Origin of the sequence: Stenotrophomonas sp. ATCM1_4 (assembly GCF_004348115.1) — a bacterium.
GTDB lineage: Bacteria > Pseudomonadota > Gammaproteobacteria > Xanthomonadales > Xanthomonadaceae > Stenotrophomonas > Stenotrophomonas capsici.
The window spans coordinates 2,968,929-2,991,351 of the sequence record NZ_QPFB01000001.1; the positions used below are offsets into that span (position 1 = coordinate 2,968,929).

20 protein-coding genes are annotated in these 22,423 nt (G+C 66.9%); 9 read left to right on the forward strand and 11 right to left on the reverse strand.

Annotated elements, in window-relative coordinates; all coding sequences use genetic code 11:
- The first annotated feature begins 32 nt into the window (after positions 1 to 32).
- The 4 genes from ATCM_RS13750 to ATCM_RS13765 all read left to right on the forward strand — a co-directional run bounded on the left by ATCM_RS13750 (position 33) and on the right by ATCM_RS13765 (position 5,100).
- Entirely contained in the window at positions 33 to 1,505 is a 1,473-nt protein-coding gene (locus ATCM_RS13750; RefSeq protein ID WP_132865056.1) for a leucyl aminopeptidase, read from the forward strand.
- Between the two features lie 112 nt (positions 1,506 to 1,617).
- Positions 1,618 to 2,040 (forward strand): DNA polymerase III subunit chi, encoded by a 423-nt coding sequence (locus tag ATCM_RS13755; RefSeq protein WP_132866183.1) that lies wholly within the window; start codon positions 1,618 to 1,620, stop codon positions 2,038 to 2,040.
- A 9-nt stretch (positions 2,041 to 2,049) separates the two neighbouring features.
- Positions 2,050 to 2,241, forward strand: a complete 192-nt coding sequence (locus ATCM_RS13760) for a YqaE/Pmp3 family membrane protein (protein ID WP_132865057.1) — start codon at positions 2,050 to 2,052, stop codon at positions 2,239 to 2,241.
- A 33-nt stretch (positions 2,242 to 2,274) separates the two neighbouring features.
- Entirely contained in the window at positions 2,275 to 5,100 is a 2,826-nt protein-coding gene (locus ATCM_RS13765; RefSeq protein WP_132865058.1) for a valine--tRNA ligase, read from the forward strand.
- Between the two features lie 73 nt (positions 5,101 to 5,173).
- Here ATCM_RS13765 and ATCM_RS13770 read toward each other — a convergent pair whose 3' ends face one another.
- The 3 genes from ATCM_RS13770 to ATCM_RS13780 form a co-directional block, all read right to left on the reverse strand.
- A complete protein-coding gene (locus tag ATCM_RS13770; protein WP_132866184.1) occupies positions 5,174 to 5,797 on the reverse strand; it encodes an HAD family hydrolase in 624 nt (207 codons plus the stop codon).
- A 14-nt stretch (positions 5,798 to 5,811) separates the two neighbouring features.
- Entirely contained in the window at positions 5,812 to 6,546 is a 735-nt protein-coding gene (locus ATCM_RS13775) for a hypothetical protein (protein WP_132865059.1), read from the reverse strand.
- 113 nt (positions 6,547 to 6,659) lie between these two features.
- The gene (locus tag ATCM_RS13780) at positions 6,660 to 7,769 is read right to left on the reverse strand and encodes an MBL fold metallo-hydrolase (RefSeq protein ID WP_132865060.1); all 1,110 of its coding nucleotides are present in this window, start codon (positions 7,767 to 7,769) and stop codon (positions 6,660 to 6,662) included.
- A gap of 80 nt (positions 7,770 to 7,849) precedes the next feature.
- On the opposite strand from ATCM_RS13780, the gene ATCM_RS13785 reads away from it, so the two are divergent.
- Together ATCM_RS13785 and ATCM_RS13790 are read left to right on the forward strand one after the other, a co-directional pair.
- Positions 7,850 to 8,476 (forward strand): TetR/AcrR family transcriptional regulator, encoded by a 627-nt coding sequence (locus tag ATCM_RS13785; protein WP_132865061.1) that lies wholly within the window; start codon positions 7,850 to 7,852, stop codon positions 8,474 to 8,476.
- A gap of 192 nt (positions 8,477 to 8,668) precedes the next feature.
- Positions 8,669 to 9,961: an acetamidase/formamidase family protein gene (locus ATCM_RS13790; RefSeq protein ID WP_207911814.1), complete on the forward strand. Its 1,293-nt coding sequence runs from the start codon at positions 8,669 to 8,671 to the stop codon at positions 9,959 to 9,961.
- Between the two features lie 102 nt (positions 9,962 to 10,063).
- Here ATCM_RS13790 and ATCM_RS13795 read toward each other — a convergent pair whose 3' ends face one another.
- Both ATCM_RS13795 and ubiE read right to left on the reverse strand, forming a co-directional pair.
- On the reverse strand, positions 10,064 to 12,016 hold the full coding sequence (locus tag ATCM_RS13795; protein WP_132865062.1) for a M1 family metallopeptidase: 1,953 nt from the start codon (positions 12,014 to 12,016) through the stop codon (positions 10,064 to 10,066).
- A gap of 276 nt (positions 12,017 to 12,292) precedes the next feature.
- Complete coding sequence (gene ubiE, locus ATCM_RS13800) at positions 12,293 to 13,057, reverse strand: bifunctional demethylmenaquinone methyltransferase/2-methoxy-6-polyprenyl-1,4-benzoquinol methylase UbiE (protein WP_132865063.1); 765 nt, start codon at positions 13,055 to 13,057, stop codon at positions 12,293 to 12,295.
- Between the two features lie 100 nt (positions 13,058 to 13,157).
- Between ubiE and ATCM_RS13805 the strand changes: the two genes are divergently transcribed.
- Both ATCM_RS13805 and ATCM_RS13810 read left to right on the forward strand, forming a co-directional pair.
- Positions 13,158 to 13,610: a nucleoside deaminase gene (locus ATCM_RS13805; protein WP_132865064.1), complete on the forward strand. Its 453-nt coding sequence runs from the start codon at positions 13,158 to 13,160 to the stop codon at positions 13,608 to 13,610.
- A gap of 116 nt (positions 13,611 to 13,726) precedes the next feature.
- Positions 13,727 to 13,978, forward strand: coding sequence for a hypothetical protein (locus ATCM_RS13810; RefSeq protein ID WP_132865065.1), 252 nt, complete (start codon positions 13,727 to 13,729; stop codon positions 13,976 to 13,978).
- Between the two features lie 137 nt (positions 13,979 to 14,115).
- Here ATCM_RS13810 and smeE read toward each other — a convergent pair whose 3' ends face one another.
- On the reverse strand, positions 14,116 to 17,259 hold the full coding sequence (smeE, locus tag ATCM_RS13815; protein ID WP_132865066.1) for a multidrug efflux RND transporter permease subunit SmeE: 3,144 nt from the start codon (positions 17,257 to 17,259) through the stop codon (positions 14,116 to 14,118).
- Positions 17,260 to 17,271: 12 nt separating this feature from the next.
- Positions 17,272 to 18,456, reverse strand: coding sequence for an efflux RND transporter periplasmic adaptor subunit (locus tag ATCM_RS13820; RefSeq protein ID WP_132865067.1), 1,185 nt, complete (start codon positions 18,454 to 18,456; stop codon positions 17,272 to 17,274).
- Between the two features lie 223 nt (positions 18,457 to 18,679).
- Between ATCM_RS13820 and ATCM_RS13825 the strand changes: the two genes are divergently transcribed.
- Entirely contained in the window at positions 18,680 to 19,357 is a 678-nt protein-coding gene (locus ATCM_RS13825; RefSeq protein WP_132865068.1) for a TetR family transcriptional regulator, read from the forward strand.
- A gap of 141 nt (positions 19,358 to 19,498) precedes the next feature.
- On the opposite strand, the gene hslU is transcribed toward ATCM_RS13825, so the two are convergent.
- From hslU to ATCM_RS13845, 4 genes are all read right to left on the reverse strand, one after another.
- Positions 19,499 to 20,872, reverse strand: coding sequence for an ATP-dependent protease ATPase subunit HslU (gene hslU, locus ATCM_RS13830; protein WP_132865069.1), 1,374 nt, complete (start codon positions 20,870 to 20,872; stop codon positions 19,499 to 19,501).
- 29 nt (positions 20,873 to 20,901) lie between these two features.
- Positions 20,902 to 21,453 carry an ATP-dependent protease subunit HslV gene (gene hslV, locus ATCM_RS13835; RefSeq protein ID WP_132865070.1) on the reverse strand — a complete coding sequence of 184 codons (552 nt, stop codon included), beginning with the start codon at positions 21,451 to 21,453 and terminating at the stop codon, positions 20,902 to 20,904.
- Complete coding sequence (locus tag ATCM_RS19385) at positions 21,339 to 21,827, reverse strand: DUF3079 domain-containing protein (RefSeq protein WP_343145360.1); 489 nt, start codon at positions 21,825 to 21,827, stop codon at positions 21,339 to 21,341. Before ATCM_RS19385 ends, hslV begins: the two co-directional genes overlap by 115 nt.
- Positions 21,828 to 21,925: 98 nt before the next feature.
- A complete protein-coding gene (locus tag ATCM_RS13845) occupies positions 21,926 to 22,402 on the reverse strand; it encodes a DUF1203 domain-containing protein (RefSeq protein WP_132865071.1) in 477 nt (158 codons plus the stop codon).
- Between the last annotated feature and the right edge of the window lie 21 nt (positions 22,403 to 22,423).

Sequence of the window (22,423 nt, forward strand, 5' to 3'; positions counted from 1 at the left end):
GATTGTACGGATTTGGCAACGGAATCTGATCAATGTCTCTGGAATTCACCCTGAACCACGCCGCCCCGGCCTCCGCCGGCTTCGATTGCATCATCGTCGGCGCCTTCGCCGACAAGTCGCTGAGCCCGGCCGCCCAGGCCCTGGACGCCGCCAGCGGCGGCCGTCTCACGGCCCTGGTCGAGCGTGGCGATGTCGGCGGCAAGACCGGCAATACCACCGTGCTGCACGACCTGCCCGGCGTCACCGCGCCGCGCGTGCTGGTGGTCGGGCTGGGCGAACCAGCCAAGTTCGGTGTGCCCCAGTACATCAAGGCGGTCGGCGACGCCGGCCGCGCCCTGAAGAGCGGCGTCACCCGCAGCGCCCTGTTCACCCTGTCCGAACTGGCCGTAAGCGGCCGTGATGCCGCCTGGAACATCCGCCAGGCCGTGATCGCCGCCAACCACGCCAGCTACCGCTACACCGCCACCCTGGGCAAGAAGAAGCCCGACGCCCCGGGCCTGGAGACGCTGGCCATCCTCGGACAGGACGACACCGCGCTGCTGCAGGGCCAGGCCATCGCCGCCGGCGTGGAGTACGCCCGCGAGCTGGGCAACCTGCCGCCGAACCTGTGCACCCCGGCCTACCTGGCCGAATCCTCGGTCGCCTTCGCCGCCGGGCACGACGGCGCCGAAGCCGAGATCCTGGACGAGCAGCAGATGGAAGCGCTGGGCATGGGCTCGCTGCTGGCCGTGGCCCGCGGCTCGGCCAACCGCCCCAGGCTGGTGGTGCTGAAGTGGAACAACGGCGGTGACGCCAAGCCCTACGTGCTGGTCGGCAAGGGCATCACCTTCGATACCGGCGGCGTCAACCTGAAGACCCAGGGCGGCATCGAGGAGATGAAGTACGACATGTGCGGCGGCGCCAACGTCATCGGCACCTTCGTGGCCACGGTCAAGGCCAGGCTGCCGCTGAACCTGGTGGTGGTGGTGCCGGCGGTGGAGAACGCCATCGACGGCAATGCCTACCGCCCGTCCGACGTGATCACCTCGATGTCCGGCAAGACCATCGAAGTGGGCAACACCGACGCCGAAGGCCGCCTGATCCTGTGCGACGCCCTGACCTACGCGCAGCGCTTCGAACCGGCCGCGCTGGTCGACGTGGCCACCCTCACCGGTGCCTGCATGGTCGCCCTGGGCCACCAGACCGCCGGCCTGATGAGCAAGCACGACGACCTGGCCAATGAGCTGGTCGCCGCCGGCGAGCACGTGTTCGACCGCGCCTGGCGCCTGCCGCTGTGGGACGAGTACCAGGGCATGCTGGATTCGACCTTCGCCGACGTCTACAACATCGGCGGCCGCTGGGCCGGCGCCATCACCGCCGGCTGCTTCCTGTCGCGCTTCACCGAAGGCCAGCGCTGGGCGCACCTGGACATCGCCGGCGTGGCCAGCGACGAAGGCAAGCGCGGCATGGCCACCGGCCGTCCGGTGGGCCTGCTGACCCAGTGGCTGCTGGACCGGGTGGCCTGAGGCAGGTAACGGGGAGCCGGCAACCGGGCATGCGAATGCCCCGCGCCGGTTCCCCACGCCGCCTTCCGCACCGTCCTTCCCCGTTCCCCTTCCCCGGTTCCCCGCCTTGACCATCCGCGCCGACTTCTACCTGATCGCCAAGCCGCGTTTCCTCGCCGAACCGCTGAAGCTGGTGTGCGAGCTGGCCCGCAAGGCCAACGACGGCGGGCTGTACACGCTCGTACTGGCGCGCGATGCCGCCCAGGCCGAGGAACTGGACGAGCTGCTGTGGTCGTTCGACCCGGATGCCTACATCCCGCACCAGATCGTGGGCGAGGACGTGGACGAGGAGGAAGCCATCGTGCTGATCGCCGTGCCCGGTGCCGATGCGCCGGAACGCCCGCTGGTGATCAACCTGCGCGACGAACCCTGGCTGGGCGCCTGCGAGCGCGTGCTGGAAGTGGTGCCGGCCGACCCGGAAGCCCGCGAACCGCTGCGCGAGCGCTGGCGCCAGTACAAGGCCGCCGGCTACGCGCTCAACAAACACGACATGTAAGGAACGACCATGCGCCTGCTCATCGCCATCCTCCTGCCCTGGCTGGCCTTCTTTACCATCGGTCGTCCCATTTCCGGCATTGTCTGTCTGATCCTGCAGATCACCTTGATCGGCTGGCTGCCCGGCGCCATCTGGGCTGCATACGCGGTCAGCCAGTACCACACCGACCAGAAGATCAAGCGCGCGCTCGGCGCCCGCTGATCCCCTTTTCACGCTTCGACCCGGTTTCCCCGCATGACCCAACTCGCCTCCAGCTACGACCCCAAATCCTTCGAAACCGATCTCTACGACGCGTGGGAGAAGGCCGGCCACTTCAAGCCGTCCGGCAAGGGCGAGCCGTACACCATCGTGCTGCCGCCGCCGAACGTGACCGGCACCCTGCACATGGGCCATGCGTTCCAGCAGACGCTGATGGACGCACTGATCCGCTACCACCGCATGCGCGGCTACGACACGCTGTGGCAGGTGGGTACCGACCACGCCGGCATCGCCACCGAAATGGTGGTCAGCCGCAACCTGGCGCTGGAAGGCAAGGGGGAAACCCGCGACTCGCTGGGCCGTGACGGCTTCATCGACAAGGTGTGGGAGTGGAAGGCGCATTCGGGCAACGTGATCGAGGGCCAGATGCGCCGCCTCGGCACCTCGGCCGACTGGTCGCGCAGCACCTTCACGATGGACCCGGGCCCGAGCGAGGCGGTGATCGAATCGTTCATCCGCTGGCACGAGCAGGGCCTGATCTACCGTGGCCAGCGCCTGGTCAACTGGGACCCGGTGCTGAAGACCGCCATCTCCGACCTGGAGGTGGAAAGCGCCGAGGAAGACGGCTTCCTGTGGTCGATCGCCTATGCGCTGGAAGACGGCGCCAGCTACGAGCATATCGAGGTCGATGCCGACGGCAACGAGACCCTGCGCGAAACCCGCAACTACCTGGTCGTGGCCACCACCCGCCCGGAAACCCTGCTGGGCGACACCGCGGTGATGGTGCACCCGGAGGACAGCCGCTACGCGCACCTGGTCGGCAAGACCGTCACCCTGCCGCTGACCGGCCGCAGCGTGCCGGTGATCGCCGACGACTACGTGGACAAGGCGTTCGGCACCGGCGTGGTCAAGGTCACCCCGGCGCATGACTTCAACGACTACCAGGTGGGCGTGCGCCACGGCCTGCCGATGATCAACCTGTTCACCCCGGTGGCCGCGCTCAACGAGAACGCGCCGGAGCAGTACCGCGGGCTGGACCGCTACGAAGCACGCAAGGTGATCCTGGCCGAGCTGGAGGACCTGGGCATCCTGGTCGAGACCAAGGCGCACAAGCTGCAGGTGCCGCGCGGCGACCGCACCGGCCAGGTGATCGAGCCGTACCTGACCGACCAGTGGTTCGTGAAGATGGAAGGCCTGGCCAAGCGTGGCCTGGAACTGGTCGAGAACGGTTCGATCACGTTCGTGCCGGGCAACTGGATCAACACCTACCGCCACTGGATGGAGAACATCCAGGATTGGTGCATCAGCCGCCAGTTGTGGTGGGGCCACCGCATCCCGGCCTGGTTCGACGAAGCGGGCAACTGCTACGTGGGCCGCAACGAGGCCGAAGCCCGCGCCAGGGCCGGGCTGGCCGATGACGTGGTGCTGACCCAGGACAGCGACGTGCTGGAGACCTGGTTCTCCTCGCAGCTGTGGCCGTTCTCCACGCTGGGCTGGCCGAACGAAGCAGCCATGGCCGAGCGCGGTTTCGACCGCTACCTGCCGTCGAACGTGCTGATCACCGGCTTCGACATCATCTTCTTCTGGGTGGCGCGCATGATCATGGCCACCGACAGCTTCACCGGGCAGATCCCGTTCAAGGACGTCTACATCACCGGCCTGATCCGCGATGGCCAGGGCCAGAAGATGTCCAAGTCCAAGGGCAACGTGCTCGACCCGCTGGACATCATCGACGGCATCACCATCGACGACCTGGTCGCCAAGCGTACGCATGGCCTGATGCAGCCGAAGATGGCCGAGAAGATCGAGAAGGCCACCCGCAAGGAATTCCCGGACGGCATCATCGCCCACGGCGCCGACGCGCTGCGCTTCACCATCGCCGCGCTGGCCACGCACGGCCGCGACATCAAGTTCGACATGAGCCGCGCCGAGGGCTACAAGAACTTCTGCAACAAGCTGTGGAACGCCAGCCGCTTCACCCTGATGAACACCGAGGGGTCCAGCTTCAACGGCGCGCCGCAGCCGCGTACCGATGCCGAGAAGTGGATCCTGTCGCGGCTGGCCAAGGTCTCGGCCGAAGCGCAGCAGAACTTCGCCGACTACCGCTTCGACCTGCTGGCGCAGTGCCTGTACGAGTTCGTCTGGAACGAATTCTGCGACTGGTTCCTGGAGCTGACCAAGCCGGCCCTCAACGGCGACAACGCCGACGATGCAGCCAGCACCCGCCACACCCTGCTGTACGTGCTGGAAGCCGTGCTGCGCCTGCTGCACCCGCTGACCCCGTTCGTCACCGAGCAGCTGTGGCAGCAGGTCGCCCCGCGCCTGGGCATCACCGCCGACACGCTGTCGCTGCGTACCTACCCGACCGCCGCCGAGTTCGCCGGCGACTACGCGCAGGCCGAAGCCGACGTGGAATGGTTCAAGGGCATGGTCAGCGCGCTGCGCCGCGTGCGCAGCGAACTCAACGTGCCGCCGTCCAAGCAGGTGCGCCTGCTACTGCAGGGTGGCCAGGCCGTGGATCAGGCGCGCGTGGAGCGCTTCACCTCGCAGCTGCGCTTCCTGCTCAAGCTGGAAAGCATCCAATGGCTCGCTGCCGACGCGCAGACCCCGCCGGCCGCGGCCGCCATCGTCGGCGAGCTCAAGCTGCTGGTGCCGCTGGAAGGCCTGGTCGACCTGGATGCCGAACGCGCGCGCCTGGACAAGGAAATCGCCCGCGTTTCCTCGGAGAAGGAAAAGAGCGAGACCAAACTGTCCAGGTTCACCGACAAGGTGCCGGCGGCGGTGGTCGAGCAGGAGCGCGTGCGTCTGGCTGACTGGAACAGCCAGCTGGCCGGCCTGCAGGAACAGCGCGCCAAGCTGTAAGCGCCTGCGATACGTTGGACATGAAAACGCCGCCTCCGGGCGGCGTTTTCATTTCACTGCAAGCGCGGCGGCATCACGCCACCGGCACCGCGAGCGCAGCGTGCCACTGCTGCAGCAGCTCGGCGCAATCGCGCACCTGCCAGTGCGCCATGCCCGGCCACGGGTCACCGGGCTGGTTGACCAGCACGCCCGGCACGCCCGCAGCCTGCGCGGTGGCCAGGTCGTAGTAGTGGTCACCGACCATCCGCATCGCTGCCGGTGCCACCGCCCAGCGTTGCGCGAAGTACTGCAGGCCGGCCGGGGACGGCTTGGGCGTGACCTCGTCACGCCCCAGGATATCTTCCGGCGCGAAACAATCGACCACGCCGATCGCCGCCAGGGTCACCTGTGCCAACGCGCGCGCATTGCGGGTCAGGATGCCCAGCCGGCAGCCCTCGGCGTGCAGGGTCCGCACCAGGTCCACCGCGCCCGGCGCGGGCGTGGCGGCAACCGCCAATGCATGCTCGTGCTCCATCAGCCAGGCATGGCCTTCGGCGGCACGCGGCGGCGGCAACGCCGCCAGGTGCTGCAGGATGTCGGCCTCGGCCGGGATATCCAGCGCGCGCCGGATCAGCGCGAAATCATGCACCGGCTCGGTGAGGGTCCCGTCCATGTCGAACACCCAGTGACGCGACTGGGCCAGCGCCTGCGCTGCCATGCCCTGCCCCACGCTCAATCCCAGTTCGGCATCTGGCTGCCATCCAGGCCGCCGACCTCGAAGACCGCCTTGCGGGTGCCGCCGGCCTTCACCGGGAAGTCGATCTCGACCACCTTGGCCTTGCGCAACTGGCGCCACAGGCCACGGTTGTCATTGATGAACATGGCGATGGCTTCATCGGTATCCGGGCGGTTCGCGGCCATGCTGCGCGGCGCGGCACCGTCCACGCTCACCGTGACCTGGCAGCTGCGGTAGCAGGCGCGCGCGAAGTCGCTGGCCTGCAGCACCAGATAGGCGTGCCGCTTCCATTCCGGGTGGTCGCGGAACACCAGCTGCACCGGCTTGGTCCCCGTGCCATCCACGTCGACGCGGTCCTTGCTGTAGATCGCCGCCGAACGCTGGGTGCCCCCCTTCACCGCCACCTGGTTGTAGTTCCACAGGCCCTGCATGCGGCGCAGTTCGCGTGCTGCGTCGGCCTTCTCCCTCACCTCGGCCAAGCCCGGCTCGATGCGTTTGGCCGCCTCCGAATCGGGGAACTGGTCCAGCAGCGCGGCACCGTGGATCTTCGCCTTCTCCCAGTCGGTGCCGGTCACCGCTGCGTCGTACAGCTTTGCAATGCCCTCGGCGTCGGCCTCGCGCTTGGCGCGCTCCTGCGCGGCGGCGGCTTCCTGTTGCTGGCGCTCGGCTTCCGGGTCGCGACAGCCGGCCAGTGCAACGACGCACAGCACGCCAAGGATCAAGGGTTTCATCAGGCAGCTCCAGGGAAACAGGGCGCGGCACCTGGCCGCGCGACGCCGCCCACTTTAAACATCCACGCCAGTGATTGCTCGCCCTGCGCCCTGCCCGCTGCACATGCGTGGGCTCACTCGGCCGGCAGGGGCAGCGCGGCTTCCCCGCGCCACCAGTGCGTGGACGGGGCCGGTGCCCCCAGGTCCAGGCGCTCGCCCATCCGCGGTGCGGTCAGGGCCACGCCCTGCTGCTGCGCCAGCGCGGTGATGCGCTCGAACGGCTCGGTCCACGGATGCAACGCGAGGTCGAAGGTGCCGTTGTGGATGGGCATCAGCACCTTGCCACGCACATCCAGGTGCGCCTGCAGGCTCTGCTCGGGCTGCATGTGCACGTCGGGCCAGTCCGCGTCGTAGGCACCGGTCTCGACCATGGCCAGGTCGAACGGCCCATACCGTTCACCAATGCGGGCGAAGCCATCGAAGTAGCCACTGTCGCCGCTGAAGAACAGGCGCAGCCGGCCGCTGTCGATCACCCACGATGCCCACAGCGTGCGGTTGCCATCGGAGAGCCCGCGCCCGGAGAAGTGCTGCGCCGGGGTGGCGACGATCTTCAGCCCCTCCACCCGCGTCTCCTGCCACCAGTCCAGCTGCGTCACCTGCGAGGCCGGCACGCCCCAGCCGATCAGCCGGTCGCCCACGCCCAGCGGCGTCACGAAATGGCGCACCTTCGGTGCCAGCGCCAACACCGCGGCATGGTCGAGGTGGTCGTAGTGGTCGTGGGAGATGATCACGCCGGTGATCGGCGGCAGCGCCTCGATCGACAACGGCGGCGCGTGGAAGCGCTTGGGGCCCATGAACGACATCGGCGAGGCCCGTTCGGAGAACACCGGGTCGGTCAGCCAGAAGTGGCCGTCCAGCTTGAGCAGCATGGTCGAGTGCCCAAGCCGCCACAGGCTGTCATCAGGCGCGTCCAGCAGCGCCTGGCGGGTCAGCGCCTGCACCGGGATCGGGGCCTGCGGCGTGGCATCGGCCGGCTTGTCGAACAGGAACCGCCACAGCACGCCGAGCGTGCGGGCCGCGCCCAGCGAGGTCTTCTTCGCCGCCGCGTTGTGGAAGCGGCCATCGCCGTATTGCGGCGACTGGTCATAGGAAGCGGCCGGGTGCGCGCCGCAGGTCAACAGGCCAATGGACATGGCAGTCAGTACCGTGATCAGGAGGAGGAAACGGGGCAGGCGACGCTTCATCGGGGCTTGCCATGGAAAGTACACCGGCGAGTCTACTTCCAATTTCCAGAAAGTAAACTGAACGGTGTAAAATCGACGGCATGACCACCAGCAACCGCCCTCCCCGGCTCACCGACCGCAAGCGCGCCGCCATCCTGCAGGCGGCCGTGGCCGAGTTCCGCGCGTTCGGGTTCGCCGGCACCAGCATGGATCGCATCGCCGCGACCGCCGATGTCTCCAAGCGCACGGTCTACAACCACTTCAGCAGCAAGGACGAGTTGTTCGTCGCGATCCTGTTGCAGCTGTGGGAGGCCAGCCGCGCGCTTGAAGGGGTGGCGTACGACCCGGTCCGCCCGCTGCGCGACCAGTTGCTGGCATTCCTGGCGCAGAAGCTGCGCCTGCTGGCCGACCCGGGGTTCATCGACCTCTCGCGCGTGGCCATCGCCGAACTGGTGCACGCGCCGGAACGCGCACGCGTGGTGATGGACAAGCTCGCCGAGAAGGAGGAAGGCATGACCACCTGGATGCGCGCCGCACAGGCCGATGGCCGGCTGCGCGCGGACATCGCGCCCGCCGAGGCGGCCCACCAGTTGCAGGGCATGGTCAAGGCCTTCGCGTTCTGGCCGCAGATCACGCTGGGCCAGCCGCCCCTGGACCCGGCCGCGCAGCAGCGCCTGATGGAAGACTGCGTGGACATGTTCCTGGCGCTGCGTGCGCTCAAGCCCTGAGTGCGGCCCGGGCCGGTATCGGTCACCAGCGGCCACAGTCCTGGCCCGGCTTCACGGCGGCCGACCTGACTACACGTGTCGTTACGTTTGACACTGCGACGGCAGCATCGCCATTCGTACACTCCGCGAACACGCCCGCCGGGCCCTACGCGGACACGCATCGTGCGCACCTGCCTGAAATGGTCTTCGCTGTTGTTGTCCGCATTTCCGCTCGCCGCCCTGGCCAGCGATCAATGGATCCTGGCCACCGATCTATGGGGCAACAGCGCCAGGCAGACGTTGAATCTGGACGTCCAGGGCTCGCGTGTCAGCGGAACGCTGGGCGGCGACCCGATCAAAGGCACGTTGAACGGCGCGCAGCTGAAGTTCACCGCCACCGGCAGCGACGGCCAGGTTTACCACTACGATGGCCAGATCGATGGCAACCGCATGCGGGGCCGCAGCGACGAGCCGGACACCAACAATCGCAATGCCCGTGCAGCGCATGATTTCAGCGCATGGCGGGTGCCGTCACGACCAGGGGATATCCCGCGTCTGCACGACTTCACGCCGAGCGACTACGCCAATACCTTCAGCGCAGAGCGCGCCCCGGCGCTGGTGATCTGGCCCGGTGATTCCGTGCAGACCAGGACCCTGGATTCCGGCGGTGTCGACGAGCACGGCGTCACCCGCGCCTTGTTCGGCAACCCACAGGTCGGGCCGTTCTTCGTCGCCGGTGCCGAGCCTGGCGACACGCTGGCAATCACCATCCGTTCGCTGAAACTCAACCGCGATTACGCCGACAGCCTCGACGGCATCGTCGGCCGCCTGAAGACCCCGCGCATCGCCACCGAAACGGCGACGTTGGGAAAGCCGGTGCGCTGGGAACTGGACCGCGTACGTGGCACGGCTCGCCCACAGGGCGCCAATGGCGCATTGGAACACTTCCAGATCCCGGTCAAACCGATGCTCGGCGGCCTCGCCGTCGCCCCGGGCTTCGGTTACCCCGCGTTCTCCACCGGCGACGCCGGCGATTTCGGCGGCAACATGGATTTCAATGCTGTGGTCGAAGGCAACACCGTCTACCTTCAGGTCCAGCAACCCGGCGCGTTGCTGTATGTCGGCGATGGCCACGCCCTGCAGGGCGATGGCGAGACCAGCCAATGGGCGCTGGAGACATCACTGGACGTGGTACTGAAAGTGGAACTGATCAAGAAACAGTCCATCGCCACGCCACGCGTTGAATCACCGACGCAGATCATGACCCTGGGGCAGGCAGGCTCCAGCGACGATGCGCTGCGGCTGGCGACGTCGGGGATGTTGCAGTGGTTGCGCCAGTCCCATGGACTGGATATGTCGCAGGCCACCCAGGTACTCGGCGTGGCAGTGCAGTACAGCGTGGTCAATCTTGCCGGCCGCAGTGTGGGTGTGGCCGCGAAGATCGACAAGTCGGTGTTGAAAGGCTTGCCGGGGGCCACGCTGAAGACTCCCACCCCAACGCCGTGATCGATGTTGGAGGCGGGCATGCACAGCCCGCAAGCCAACAGCGGCACAAGAACAAACGGCGAGCCGAAGCTCGCCGTTTGCCTTGAAACCTGCCGAGGCCGATTACGGCTTGGGCGCAGCTTGCTGCGTCGATGCAGCTTCCGCCTTGGCGATCATGTCTTCCACCGAGGCGGTGGTGATCGGGTGGTAGCCCGGCTTGGCCTTGGCGAACACGTCCTTGGCGAAGGCCAGGCCTTCCGGGGTCTTCAGCAGCTCGGCGTAGATCGGCAGCACCAGCTTGCGACGGCCCACCTTCTGGATGAACTCACCGGCCGCCGGCAGCGCTTCGTTGTAGCCGCTGCGGATGGCCAGCGGGTACCAGCGCATGGCGATCTCGCCATTGGCGGTGCCGGTGAAATGGTAGGCCTTGTCCAGCTGTGCCAGCTTCTCCACCGGCTGCTTCTCGCCCAGCCCGTCGATGAAGCGCACCCACTCCTGCGTGCCCCACGCACCGGTGACCTGGTTGCTCGGCACGGTGTCGCTGCCCAGGTAGGCGATGCGGGCGGTATCGACCACGGCGAAGTTGCGCGAACGGGCGCGAGTGGCGAAGGCCGGGATGCCCGGCTCCTCCAGCCATGCCTTCAGTTCGGCATCGGTGACCGCCGAGGGATTCTTCGGCAGCAGGTTCTTCTTCATGTACTCGACGAACTGGTCGGTGTTCGCGCTCTGGAAGGCATGGTCGTTGAACCAGCCACGCAGGAACGGATCGAACACCTCGCGGCCGAAGCGCTGTTCCAGGAACTGCAGGAACCAGGCGCCCTTGACGTAGGCAACGTTGCTCAGCGCTTCGTCCGGGTCGCGCTCGTTGAGCGGCGGCAGCGCCAGTGCCTGGTCGGCCGGGCTCATGTCCTTCACTTCGTTGAGCAGGTCGGTCTGGTCGATCTCGCGCTCCATCTCGGCCATTTCCTGGCCGTACAGCGCCTCGGTGATGCGTGCCTGCACGTAGGTGGTGAAGCCTTCGTTGAGCCAGATGTCCTTCCAGCTCGCGTTGGTCACCAGGTTGCCCGACCAGCTGTGCGCCAGTTCGTGGGCCACCAGCGAAACCAGCGACTTGTCGCCGACGATCACGGTCGGGGTGGCGAAAGTCAGGCGCGGGTTCTCCATGCCGCCGAACGGGAACGACGGCGGCAGCACCAGCATGTCGTAGCGGCCCCAGCGGTATTCGCCGTACAGGTTCTCGGCGGCACCGATCATCTTCTCGGTGTCCTCGAACTCCTTGGTCGCCTTGCCAACCATGGTCGGCTCGGCCCACACGCCCGAACGCTCGGAGATCGGCTGGAACACCAGGTCACCGGCGGCGATGGCCAGCAGGTAGGACGGGATCGGCTGCGGCATCTTGAAGGCGTAATCGCCATCACGCGCGGCCTTCGGGTCGTTGTCGGCGCTCATCAGCACCATCACGTCCGGGCGGCTGGTCACGTGCGCGCTGTAGGTGAAGCGCACGCTCGGGGTGTCCTGCAGCGGTACCCACGAACGGGCGTGGATGGCCTGCGACTGGCTGAACATGAAGGGCAGCTTCTTGCCCTCGGTCATCGACGGCTCCAGCCACTGCAGGCCCGAGGCGGTCGGTGCGGTGTGGTAGGTGATGCGCACGCTGGCCGGCTGGTCCGGGGTCTCGATGCTCAGCTTGCTGCCGAACACCTTGTCGGCCGGAGCCAGGGCGAACTGCAGCGGCGAGGCGGCACCGTCGGCGCCGATCGCCTCGACCTTCTCCACGGTCAGCTCGCGGGTGTCCAGCACCAGCTGCTTGGCGGCCTTGTCCTTCCACTCCAGCGTGTAGGTGGCGGTGCCACCGATCTGCTTGGCGTCGAAATCGACCTTCAGGTCCAGCGCCAGGTCCTTGATGACGACCTTGTCCGGCTCGGCATAGGAGCTTTCATCGTGGCTGCGGCTGACGGTATTCACGGCGGCGGCGGGCTTCTGGGCGACGGGGTCGGCGGTGGGGGCGGCAGGTTCCTTGGCACAGCCGGCGACAAGCGCCACGGCCAGGGGCAGCATCAGCAGGGAAGAACGCATCTGAAGAGAACCGGTTCAGGGAACAGCCGTCGATTTTAAACCCGAACCGCCTTGCCGGATGCGGCGGTGCACCGTAGGAACGACCTTGGCCGCTGCTGCCGTGTCCATGCCGGGGATCGCCCCCTCCCTTTGGCGAAGCCAAGGGGAGGGTTGGGGAGGGGTTGGCTTTTCGCGCACAAGTGATGCGCCTGCTTCGCGGCCAAGGCCGCTCCTGCCGCCTTGCGGCCATGAAAAAGGCGGCCCTTGGCCGCCTTTTCCCTGCATCCTGAACCCGCCTCAGAGCTTGTAGCCGGAATGGATCGACACGATGCCGGCACTGAGGTTCTTGTAATGGCAGCGGCCGAACCCGGCCTCGGTCATCATCCCCTTCAGCTCCTCCTGCGGCGGGTGCTTGCGGATGCTCTCGGCCAGGTACTGGTAGCTGTCAGCATCGCCACGCGCGAACAACTTGCCCAGCTTCGGCAGCACCTTGAACGAATGGAAATCGTAGATCGGCTTGAACCAGTCCACGGTCACCTCGGAGAACTCCAGCACACGCGCCTGGCCACCGACCTTGAGCACGCGGTACATCTCGCGCAGCGCGGCGTCCTTGTCGGTGACGTTGCGCAGGCCGAAGGAGATGGTCACCAGGTCGAAGCTCTGGTCCGGGAACGGCAGTGCCTCGGCGTTGAGCTGCACCCATTCGAAGCCGGACACGTGGCCGCGGTTGGTCAGGCGGTCACGCCCCACCGACAGCATGCCGGCGTTGATGTCGCCCAGCACCACGCTGCCCTCCGGCCCCAGTCGCTCCTTCAGCAGCACGGCGATGTCCCCGGTGCCACCGGCCAGGTCGAGCACGCGGTCACCCGGCTTCACCTGCGCGGTGGCCACGAAGTAGCGCTTCCACAAGCGATGGATGCCCAGGCTCATCAGGTCATTCATCAGGTCGTAGTTGTCGGCCACGGAGGTGAACACCTGGCCGACAAGCTTCTGCTTGTCCTTGGCCGGTACGTCGCGGAAGCCGAAGTGGGTGGTGCCGGTCTTGTAGGGGGATTCGCTCATGAGCACGATTATCGCACCGCCGGCGCGCTTGCGGCGGCAGGCGCCTGAATCACGCCGCTATCATGGCCGCACCGGCGCCCGCGCGCCTTGAGGACCCCGCATGATCACCACCCCCGACTACCGCGCCCTGCTCGAAACCGCCATCGCCGAAGCCCGCCAGGGCCTGGCCGAGGGTGGCATCCCGATCGGCGCGGCGCTGTACCACAACGACGGCCGCCTGCTCGGCTGCGGCCACAACCGCCGCATCCAGGAAGGCGATCCGTCCATCCACGGCGAAACCGATGCCTTCCGCAAGGCCGGCCGCCAACGTGGCTACCGCGACACCATCATGGTCACCACCCTGGCCCCGTGCTGGTACTGCAGCGGGCTGGTCCGCCAGTTCAACATCGGCACCGTGGTGGTCGGCGAATCGGTCAGCTTCGGCGGCGGCATCGACTGGCTGCGCGAGAACGGGGTCAAGGTCATCGACCTGAACGACGCCGGCTGCATCGAGATGATGGGCCGCTACATCACCGATCATCCGGAGATCTGGTACGAAGACATCGGCGAGTAAGCCAGCTGACTGCGGCATGACTGGTATCACGCCAATGTGAGACAGTGAAACCCAATCGTAAGAGTTGGCAGCGTAAGCTGCGCGGACAGGGGCACTGCCATTGACGAGGTGAAGCGATGTTCATCGCGCCCATCCAAGCCAGCAGTCGCCGTTCTCTGCAACAGGCTGGGGAACGGCTACGCCAGCATTACCAGCGTTACCGTAGTTCGGCCCCGTTCTGGGATGCCTACCAGCAGGTCCAGCGCGAGCTGGTCGCGGCCTACCCCGAGCACCAGGCCGAGTTGTGCAACCGGTTGGCGGTCTTCGCGCAACGGCTGGGCGCGGTTGAAAAGGCCCAGTTGCTGGAAACCGCCGAGTTCGAGCATTGAAACAGGAACACCGGGCATTGCCCGGTGTTCTTGTCTGCGACGTTTGCCTTCATCCGTTGCCAGCTTCGCGGCCAACGCCGCTCCTATAAAAAAACGCCGGGCATTGCCCGGCGTTTTCCGTTTCACCACGTGGTCGCTCAGTGCGCCGCGTCTTCAGGCTTGTCGCGCAGCTTGCGGTTGAACAGGCGCTGCACCACCACGAAGAACAACGGGATGAAAAACAGGCCCAGCAAGGTGCCCACCACCATGCCGCCGAGCACGCCGGTACCAATGGCGCGCTGTGCACCGGAACCGGCGCCGGAAGCGATGGCCAGCGGCAACACACCCAGGCCGAACGCCAGCGAAGTCATGATGATCGGGCGCAGGCGGTCACGGACCGCATGCATCGTCGCTTCGATCACGCCGGCGCCCTTCTCCAGGTGCTCCTTGGCGAACTCCACGATCAGGATCGCGTTCTTCGAGGTCAGGCCGACCGTGGTCAGCATCGCCACCTGGAAGTACACGTCACGCTCCATGCCACGTATGGTGTTGGCCAGCACCGCGCCGAGGATGCCCAGCGGCGCCACCAGCAGCACCGCGGTCGGCACGCTCCAGCTCTCGTACAGCGCGGCAAGGCACAGGAACACGATCAGCAGCGACAGCGTGTACAGCAGCGGCGTCTGCGAACCGGCCTCGCGCTCCTGGTAGGACACCGCGGTCCATTCGATGCTGAAGCCCGGCGGCAGTTCCTTGGCCAGGCGCTCCACTTCCAGCATCGCGTCGCCGGAGGCCACGCCCGGTGCGGCTTCACCCTGGATTTCCAGCGCCGAGACGCCGTTGTAACGCTCCAGGCGCGGCGAACCGTAGTCCCAACGCTGGCTGGCGAAGGCCGAGAACGGCACCATCTCGCCGGCGTTGTTCTTCACCGTCCACAGGCTGAAGTCCTCCGGGTTCATGCGGAAGCCGTCATCGGCCTGCACGTACACGCGCTTGACGCGGCCACGGTCGATGAAGTCATCGATGTAGCTCGAGCCCCAGGCCGTTGCCAGCGTGCTGTTGATGGTGTCCAGCGACAGGCCATGCGCACCGGCCTTGGCCACGTCGATGTCCAGGCGCAGCTGCGGGGTGTCATCCAGGCCGTTCGGGCGCACGTTGGCCAGCTTCGGGCTCTTCCCGGCCAGGCCGAGCAGCTGGTTGCGGGCGTTGACCAACGCTTCATGGCCCTGCCCGGAGTTGTCCTTCAGGAAGAAGGTGTAACCCGAGGCGATGCCCAGCTCCGGCATGGCCGGCGGCGGGAAGGCGAAGATGAAGGCGTCCTTGACCTGGCCCAGCGCCATCATCGCGCGGCCGGTGATCGGGCCCACGCCCTGGTCGGCCGAGCGCTCGCCCCAGTCCTTGAGCTTGACGAAGGCCATGCCCGAGTTCTGGCCCATGCCCGAGAAGCTGAAGCCCTGCACCGAGAACACCGATTCGACCGCGTCCTTCTCGTTGTTGAGGAAGTGGTCTTCCAGCTTGTAGATCGACTCCAGCGTGCGCTCCTGGGTGGCGCCGACCGGTGCCTGCACCAGCGCCATCAGGATGCCCTGGTCTTCATTGGGCAGGAACGAGCTGGGCAGGCGTGCGAACAGCAGGCCCATCACCACCGCCAGCGCCAGGAACACCGCCATGAACCGGCCCGGGCGAAGCAGGATGCCCTTCACCCCGCGCTGGTAGGTACCACTGGTGCGATCGAAACCGTTGTTGAAGCCATTGAAGAAGCGGCCCAGCAGGCCGGTGTGGGCAACATGGTGCTCGCCCTTCTTCAGCGGCTTGAGCATGGTCGCGCATAGCGCCGGGGTCAGCACGATCGCCACCAGCACCGACAGCGCCATCGCCGAGACGATGGTGGCCGAGAACTGGCGGTAGATCACGCCGGTGGAGCCGCTCATGAAGGCCATCGGCACGAACACCGCCGACAGCACCAGGCCGATGCCGACCAGCGCGCCGGTGATCTGGCTCATCGACTTGCGGGTGGCTTCCAGCGGCGACAGGCCCTCCTCGGACATGATGCGCTCGACGTTCTCCACCACCACGATGGCATCGTCCACCAGCAGGCCGATGGCCAGCACCATCGCGAACATGGTCAGCATGTTGATCGAGAAGCCCAGCACCGCGAGGATGCCGAACGTACCCAGCAGCACCACCGGCACGGCGATCGTCGGGATCAGCGTGGCGCGGAAGTTCTGCAGGAACAGGTACATCACCACGAACACCAGCACGATGGCTTCCAGCAGCGTCTTGACCACGCCCTTGATCGACACGCGCACGAACGGCGTGGTGTCGTAGGGGATCACCGCCTTCATGCCGGCCGGGAAGTTGGCCTTGAGCTCATCCAGCGTGCGGCTCACACCCTCGGAGGTCTCCAGTGCGTTGGCGCCGGTGGCCAGGGTCACGGCCAGGCCGGAGGCCGGCTTGCCATTGAAGCGGGTGACGAAGTCGTAGGTTTCCGCGCCCAGTTCGACGCGGGCCACGTCACCGAGTTTCAGCGCCGAGCCGTCGGCTTCGGTGCGCACCACGATGTTGCGGAACTGCTCCGGCGTCTGCAGCCGGTCCTGCGCGTTGATGGTGGCGTTGAGCTGCTGGCCCTTCACCGCCGGCGCACCGCCGAGCTGGCCCACCGCGACCTGCGCGTTCTGCGCCTTCACCGCGGCGGTGACCTCGTCAACGGAGACCTTGTAGGTCTGCAGCTTGGTCGGGTCCAGCCAGATGCGCATGGCGTACTTGCCGCCGAACACCTGGATCGAACCCACGCCCGGCACGCGGCTGAGCGGGTCGACGACGTTGGAGCCGACGTAGTCGGAGATGTCGTTCTCGTCCATGCTGCCGTCCTCGGACACGAAGCCGATGACGTTGAGGAAGCCGGAGCTGGACTTGGCGACGTTGATGCCCTGGCGCTGCACTTCCTGCGGCAGCAACGGCATGGCCAGCTGCAGCTTGTTCTGCACCTGCACCTGCGCGATGTCCGAGTTGGTGCCGCTCTCGAAGGTCAGGGTGATGCTGGCCTGGCCATTGGAGGAGCTGTTGGACGAGAAGTACATCAGCCCGTCCAGGCCCTTCATGTTCTGCTCGATGATCTGCGTCACCGAGTCCTCGACCACCTTGGCCGACGCGCCCGGGTAGCTGGCCGAGATGGACACCGCAGGCGGTGCCACTTCCGGATACATCGAGATCGGCAGCTTGAGCATGGCGAGGGCGCCAGCCAGCATGATGATGATGGCGATGACCCACGCGAAGATGGGTCGGTCGATAAAGAAGCGTGCCATGGAGTTCTCCGCTTACTGCTTGGCCGCCGGCGCCGTCGCGTCGGGCGCGGCGGCGGGCTTGGCGGCTTGGGCACCCTTCTCGGCGGCCTGCACCGGCATGCCCGGGCCGATCTTCTGCAGGCCTTCGACGATGACCTTGTCACCGGCCTTCAGCCCGCTCTCGACCAGCCACTTGTCACCGATGGTGCGGCTGACGGTGACCGGACGCACGGCGACCTTGCCTTCGCCATCGACCACCATCGCGCTGGTGTCGCCCTTGGCATCGCGGGCGATGCCCTGCATCGGCACCAGCAGGCCGTTCGGCCGCACGCCGCTGCCCAGCACCGCGCGCACGAACATGCCCGGCATCAGCACGTGGTCGGGGTTTTCCACCCGCACGCGCAGGCCGTAGCTGCCGGTGGACGGGTCGACGTTGACCTCGGAGAACTCCAGCGTGCCCTTGTGGGCGAACGGGGTGCCGTCTTCCAGCACGATGTCCACCGGCAGCTCGGAGGCGCCTTCCAGGCGGCCTTCGGCCAGTTCGCGGCGCAGCTGCAGCAGCTCGGCCGAGGACTGGGTGACATCGATGTAGATCGGGTCGAGCTGGTTGATGGTCGCCAGCGCCGCGGCCTGGCCCGCGCTGACCAGCGCGCCCTGGGTGACGCTGGACTTGCCGATCTGGCCGCTGATCGGCGCGGTGATGCGGGCATAGCCCAGCGTCACGTTGGCCGCGTCCAGCGAGGCGCGCGCGGCGCCCACGTCAGCCTCGGCCTGCTTCCAGGCGGCCTGTGCGTTCTCATCGTCCTGCACGCTGATCACCTTGCTCCGAACCAGCTCGCTGCTGCGGCGCGCCGCCAGCCGTGCGGCGCTGGCGGTGGCTTCGGCGCGGGCCAGCTGCGCGCGGGCGCTGTTGGCCTGGGCGCGGTAGGCCGCATCGTCCAGCTGGTAGAGCGCCTGGCCTTCCTTGACGAAGCTGCCTTCGGTGAACAGGCGCTTGGCCACGATGCCGCTGACCTGCGGGCGCACCTCGGCCACCTGGTAGCCATTGGCGCGGCCGACCAGTTCGCGGGTCAGGGTGACCGGCTCGGTCTTGAGGGTGACGACCGTGACCTGGCCCGGGCCGCCCTGCGGCGGCGCTTCCCCGCCCTTGCAAGCGGCCAGTGCAACGGAAAGGGCAAGAGAAAGCGCGACGACGCGATAGCTGCGGATTCGAGACATGTGGAAGACTCAATGGGAAAGGTGGCGCTCGCGGACCTGCGCCGGCCCCGAAGGGCCCGGCACGCACGGTGTGCATAACTTACGTGGAGGCCCGTGAGAACCGCCACCACAAATGCACAGCAGTGCCATCCTGCGAAGCAAGCCGGCGAAATATACATACATGCACGCATGTTTGTAAACGGCTACAATTCAGCCCGGTTTCATCCAGCAACGGCGCAGTGCCATGGCCAGAAAGACCAAAGAAGAAGCCCAGGCCACCCGCGAAGGCATCCTTGATGCCGCCCTGGCCTGCTTCCATGAGAACGGCGTCGCCAACACCTCGCTGGCGGCGATCGGTGAGCGTGCCGGCTATTCGCGCGGCGCGGTGTACTGGCACTTCAAGAACAAGACCGAAGTGCTCGAAGCGATGATCAACCGCGAGCGCGTCCCCTTCATCAAGCGCCTGCGCCGCACCTACTCGCCCCACCGCAACACGCCGATCCTGGACCTGCGCTCGGCGATGCTGGTCTCGCTGAGCGAACTGGCCACCGAGCCACACCTGCGCGACATGATGGAGATCATGCTGCGCAACGACCTCAGCGCCGAAAGCCAGGCAATGCAGCAGTTGCAGCACGACAGCATCGAGGAGGAGATGGCGATCTTCCGCCGCGCCTTCGAACGCGCCCGCGAGCTGGGCCAGTTGCGCGAGGGTGTCGACACGGCCGTGGTCTCGCGCATCCTGCATGCGGGCATGACCGGCGTGCTGTACAGCGCGATGCTCGAACCCCGCCAGTTCGAGCTGCAGCGCGACAGCCGCGAGGTGATGGATGCGCTGCTGTCCTACTACGTCAAACCCGGCGTCATCACCCCGGGGGCCGATCCCCTGCCCTTGCCGCCGGCCGACCCGGACGAGCACGACTGAAACGCGCGGGTGCAGCGCGGTGAGCCCATCCCCGCTGCATGGGCGGGGATGCAACCCCAGCGCCAAGCCCAGCCACGAATCCCCAACGAAAAACGGCAGCACTGGCGTGCTGCCGCTTCCTCGAACACCGGAGCGATTCGCTTACAGGATGTAGCGGCTCAGGTCCGGATCCTGCACCAGTTCGCCCAGGTGCTTGTTCACGTAGTCACTGTCGATCGCGATGGCCTCGCCGTCACGGTCCGGCGCCTCGTAGCTGAGCGAATCGAGCAGCCGCTCCAGCACCGTGTGCAGGCGGCGTGCACCGATGTTCTCCTGGCGCTCGTTGACCTGGAAGGCGATCTCGGCCAGGCGATCCACCGCGTCCGGGGTGAAGTTGACCGTGACGCCCTCGGTCGCCAGCAGCGCTTCGTACTGCTTGGTCAGCGCGGCCTTCGGCTCGGTGAGGATACGCACGAAATCCTGCTTGCTCAGCGCACCCAGCTCCACGCGGATCGGGAAACGGCCCTGCAGTTCCGGGATCAGGTCACTGGGCTTGGCCAGGTGGAACGCACCGGAGGCGATGAACAGGATGTGGTCGGTCTTCACCGTGCCGTACTTGGTGGAAACGTTGGAACCTTCCACCAGCGGCAGCAGGTCACGCTGCACGCCCTCGCGCGAGACATCGCCGCCACCGACGTTGTCACCGCGCTTGGCGACCTTGTCGATCTCGTCGATGAACACGATGCCGTGCTGCTCGCAGGCCTCGATGGCGGCGGTGCGGATGTCGTCCTCGTTGACCAGCTTGCCGGCCTCTTCCTCGACCAGCAGCGGACGTGCGGCCTTGATCGTCAGCGTGCGCTTGTTCGACTTGCTGCCGCCCAGGTTGGCGAACATCGACTTCAGCTGCTGGCCCATTTCCTCCATGCCCGGCGGGGTCATGATGTCCATGCTGACGTTGGCCGCCACTTCCAGCTCGATCTCGCGCTCATCCAGCTCGCCGGCACGCAGCATGCGGCGGAACTTGATGCGGGTTTCGTTGTCGGCGGCCGACGGCTCGTTGCGCGCGGCCTCGGCATCGAAGCCGATGCCGACGCTGCGACGCGGCAGCAGCGCATCCAGGATACGGTCCTCGGCGCGCTCCTCGGCCTGGGTGCGCACGCGCACCTTGGCCTGTTCGCGGTACAGCTTGACCGCGGTGTCGGCCAGGTCACGGATGATCTGCTCCACGTCCTTGCCGACGTAGCCGACCTCGGTGAAGCGGGTGGCTTCCACCTTCACGAACGGCGCGTTGGCCAGCGTGGCCAGGCGGCGCGCGATTTCGGTCTTGCCGACACCGGTCGGGCCGATCATCAGGATGTTCTTCGGCATCACCTCGTTACGCAGGTCGGCCGGCAGCTGCATGCGGCGCCAGCGATTGCGCAGGGCGATGGCGACCGCACGCTTGGCGTCATGCTGGCCGACGATGTGCCGGTCCAGCTCCTGCACGATCTCGCGCGGGGTCATGGTGGCGGAAGAGACTTCGATCTTGTGGTTCATGGGGTACTCGCAGTCGTTGGCCGAAGCGCTCAGAGCTCTTCAACCACCACGTTGGTGTTGGTGTAGATGCAGATGCCACCGGCGATGTTGATGGCCTCCATGGCAACCGACTTCGCATCCATCCCGGTGTGCGCGAGCAGCGCGCGCGCGGCGCTCAGCGCGTAGGAGCCGCCGGAGCCGATGGCGATGATGCCGTCTTCCGGTTCGATGACGTCACCGGTGCCGCTGATGATCAGCGAGGTTTCCCTATCGGCCACCGCCAGCAGCGCCTCGAGCTTTCCGTAGCGGCGGTCGGTGCGCCAGTCCTTGGCCAGTTCCACCGCGGCACGGGTCAACTGGCCATGCTTCTCGAGCTTGGCTTCGAACAGTTCGAACAGGGTGAACGCATCGGCCGCCGCACCGGCGAAACCGGCCAGCACCTGGCCATCGCGGCCCAGTCGACGCACCTTGCGGGCATTGCCCTTCATCACCGTGTGGCCCAGCGTGACCTGGCCATCACCTGCGATCGCCACGTGCTCGCCGCGACGCACGCAGCAGATGGTGGTGGCGTGGAAAACATTGGGGTTCTGACTGGGGTCCATGTGGCCTCCGGGATACTGTCCAACCGAAGTGGGGCCAGACGCGCGGCGATCAAGCCTGCCCCCTCCCCCACCGGCGACAGCCGGCGTTCAGCAAAACGGCCAGGTCCGGAGGCGTCGGCCGCACCCACGCAGCACCATCCCGGCTCCCAGGGCACCAGCCGGGCCAGATTCGGGCGATCCGGTTCCGGCTCGATGCCCCACGCCACGTACCAGTCCTCGCCCTGCGTCTCGATCGGATGCAGGGTGCGGCCCGAGCCGTTGCCACAGGCCAGCGCGTCGCTCGCGCGATAGCGGTCGTATCCCCAGCAGATGCGCTCGGGATGACGGGGTTCGAGCGGGAACGGTTTCGCCATCTTCGGCAACGCCACGACCATCCGTGGCGCAGTGTGCGCTGCGGGCGTGCGGCTGGCCCTGACGCAGATCAATCCCCGGCCTGATCGTGCGCCGGGCTTCCGTGCGCCTGGCGCGGGCTTCACGCGCGGTCGGCGCGGCAGGAATAGCAACCGTAGCGGGCATGGTGGACATGCACGTAATCCACCGCAGGGTCATCGAAGCGGGCCTGCAGCCAGGCCGCGACCGCGGTCCCTTCGCAGACCTCGGCGGCGATGATCCGATGCGCATGATCGTAGGCGCGCACGGACAGCAGCCGCCGCAGCATCGTCGCCGGCACCTCGTCCGTCCCGAGCACGGCGCTGCGTGCGCCGCGCCGCACGAAGATCGGCCCGCTGGCGCGGTATGGCGATTCGGCGGGCTGGTGCTGGTAGGGCAACAGCAGCACCTGTTCGCCCGGCTGGGCATCGACCAGGCTGATCCGGCAGGGAAATCCCGTCGTCGCCGTATCGGGAACCGTCAGCCGCTGCATCTGCCGTGCGCTGAGCACGACATCAGGGAGCAGGAACAACGGAGCAAACGTATCGGGGGCCAGGCCCCGCAGGATGAAGGACGCCATCTGCATGCACCAGGAATGGGG

Coding starts and splice junctions, on each gene's coding strand:
- ATCM_RS13750 (WP_132865056.1), top strand. CDS start 33: ATGTCTCTGGAATTCACCCTGAACCACGCCGCCCCGGCCTCCGCCGGC.
- ATCM_RS13760 (WP_132865057.1), top strand. CDS start 2,050: ATGCGCCTGCTCATCGCCATCCTCCTGCCCTGGCTGGCCTTCTTTACC.
- ATCM_RS13765 (WP_132865058.1), top strand. CDS start 2,275: ATGACCCAACTCGCCTCCAGCTACGACCCCAAATCCTTCGAAACCGAT.
- ATCM_RS13770 (WP_132866184.1), bottom strand. CDS start 5,797: ATGGCAGCGCAGGCGCTGGCCCAGTCGCGTCACTGGGTGTTCGACATG.
- ATCM_RS13775 (WP_132865059.1), bottom strand. CDS start 6,546: ATGAAACCCTTGATCCTTGGCGTGCTGTGCGTCGTTGCACTGGCCGGC.
- ATCM_RS13780 (WP_132865060.1), bottom strand. CDS start 7,769: ATGAAGCGTCGCCTGCCCCGTTTCCTCCTCCTGATCACGGTACTGACT.
- ATCM_RS13785 (WP_132865061.1), top strand. CDS start 7,850: ATGACCACCAGCAACCGCCCTCCCCGGCTCACCGACCGCAAGCGCGCC.
- ATCM_RS13795 (WP_132865062.1), bottom strand. CDS start 12,016: ATGCGTTCTTCCCTGCTGATGCTGCCCCTGGCCGTGGCGCTTGTCGCC.
- ubiE (WP_132865063.1), bottom strand. CDS start 13,057: ATGAGCGAATCCCCCTACAAGACCGGCACCACCCACTTCGGCTTCCGC.
- ATCM_RS13805 (WP_132865064.1), top strand. CDS start 13,158: ATGATCACCACCCCCGACTACCGCGCCCTGCTCGAAACCGCCATCGCC.
- ATCM_RS13810 (WP_132865065.1), top strand. CDS start 13,727: ATGTTCATCGCGCCCATCCAAGCCAGCAGTCGCCGTTCTCTGCAACAG.
- smeE (WP_132865066.1), bottom strand. CDS start 17,259: ATGGCACGCTTCTTTATCGACCGACCCATCTTCGCGTGGGTCATCGCC.
- ATCM_RS13820 (WP_132865067.1), bottom strand. CDS start 18,456: ATGTCTCGAATCCGCAGCTATCGCGTCGTCGCGCTTTCTCTTGCCCTT.
- ATCM_RS13825 (WP_132865068.1), top strand. CDS start 18,680: ATGGCCAGAAAGACCAAAGAAGAAGCCCAGGCCACCCGCGAAGGCATC.
- hslU (WP_132865069.1), bottom strand. CDS start 20,872: ATGAACCACAAGATCGAAGTCTCTTCCGCCACCATGACCCCGCGCGAG.
- hslV (WP_132865070.1), bottom strand. CDS start 21,453: ATGGACCCCAGTCAGAACCCCAATGTTTTCCACGCCACCACCATCTGC.
- ATCM_RS19385 (WP_343145360.1), bottom strand. CDS start 21,827: ATGGTCGTGGCGTTGCCGAAGATGGCGAAACCGTTCCCGCTCGAACCC.
- ATCM_RS13845 (WP_132865071.1), bottom strand. CDS start 22,402: ATGGCGTCCTTCATCCTGCGGGGCCTGGCCCCCGATACGTTTGCTCCG.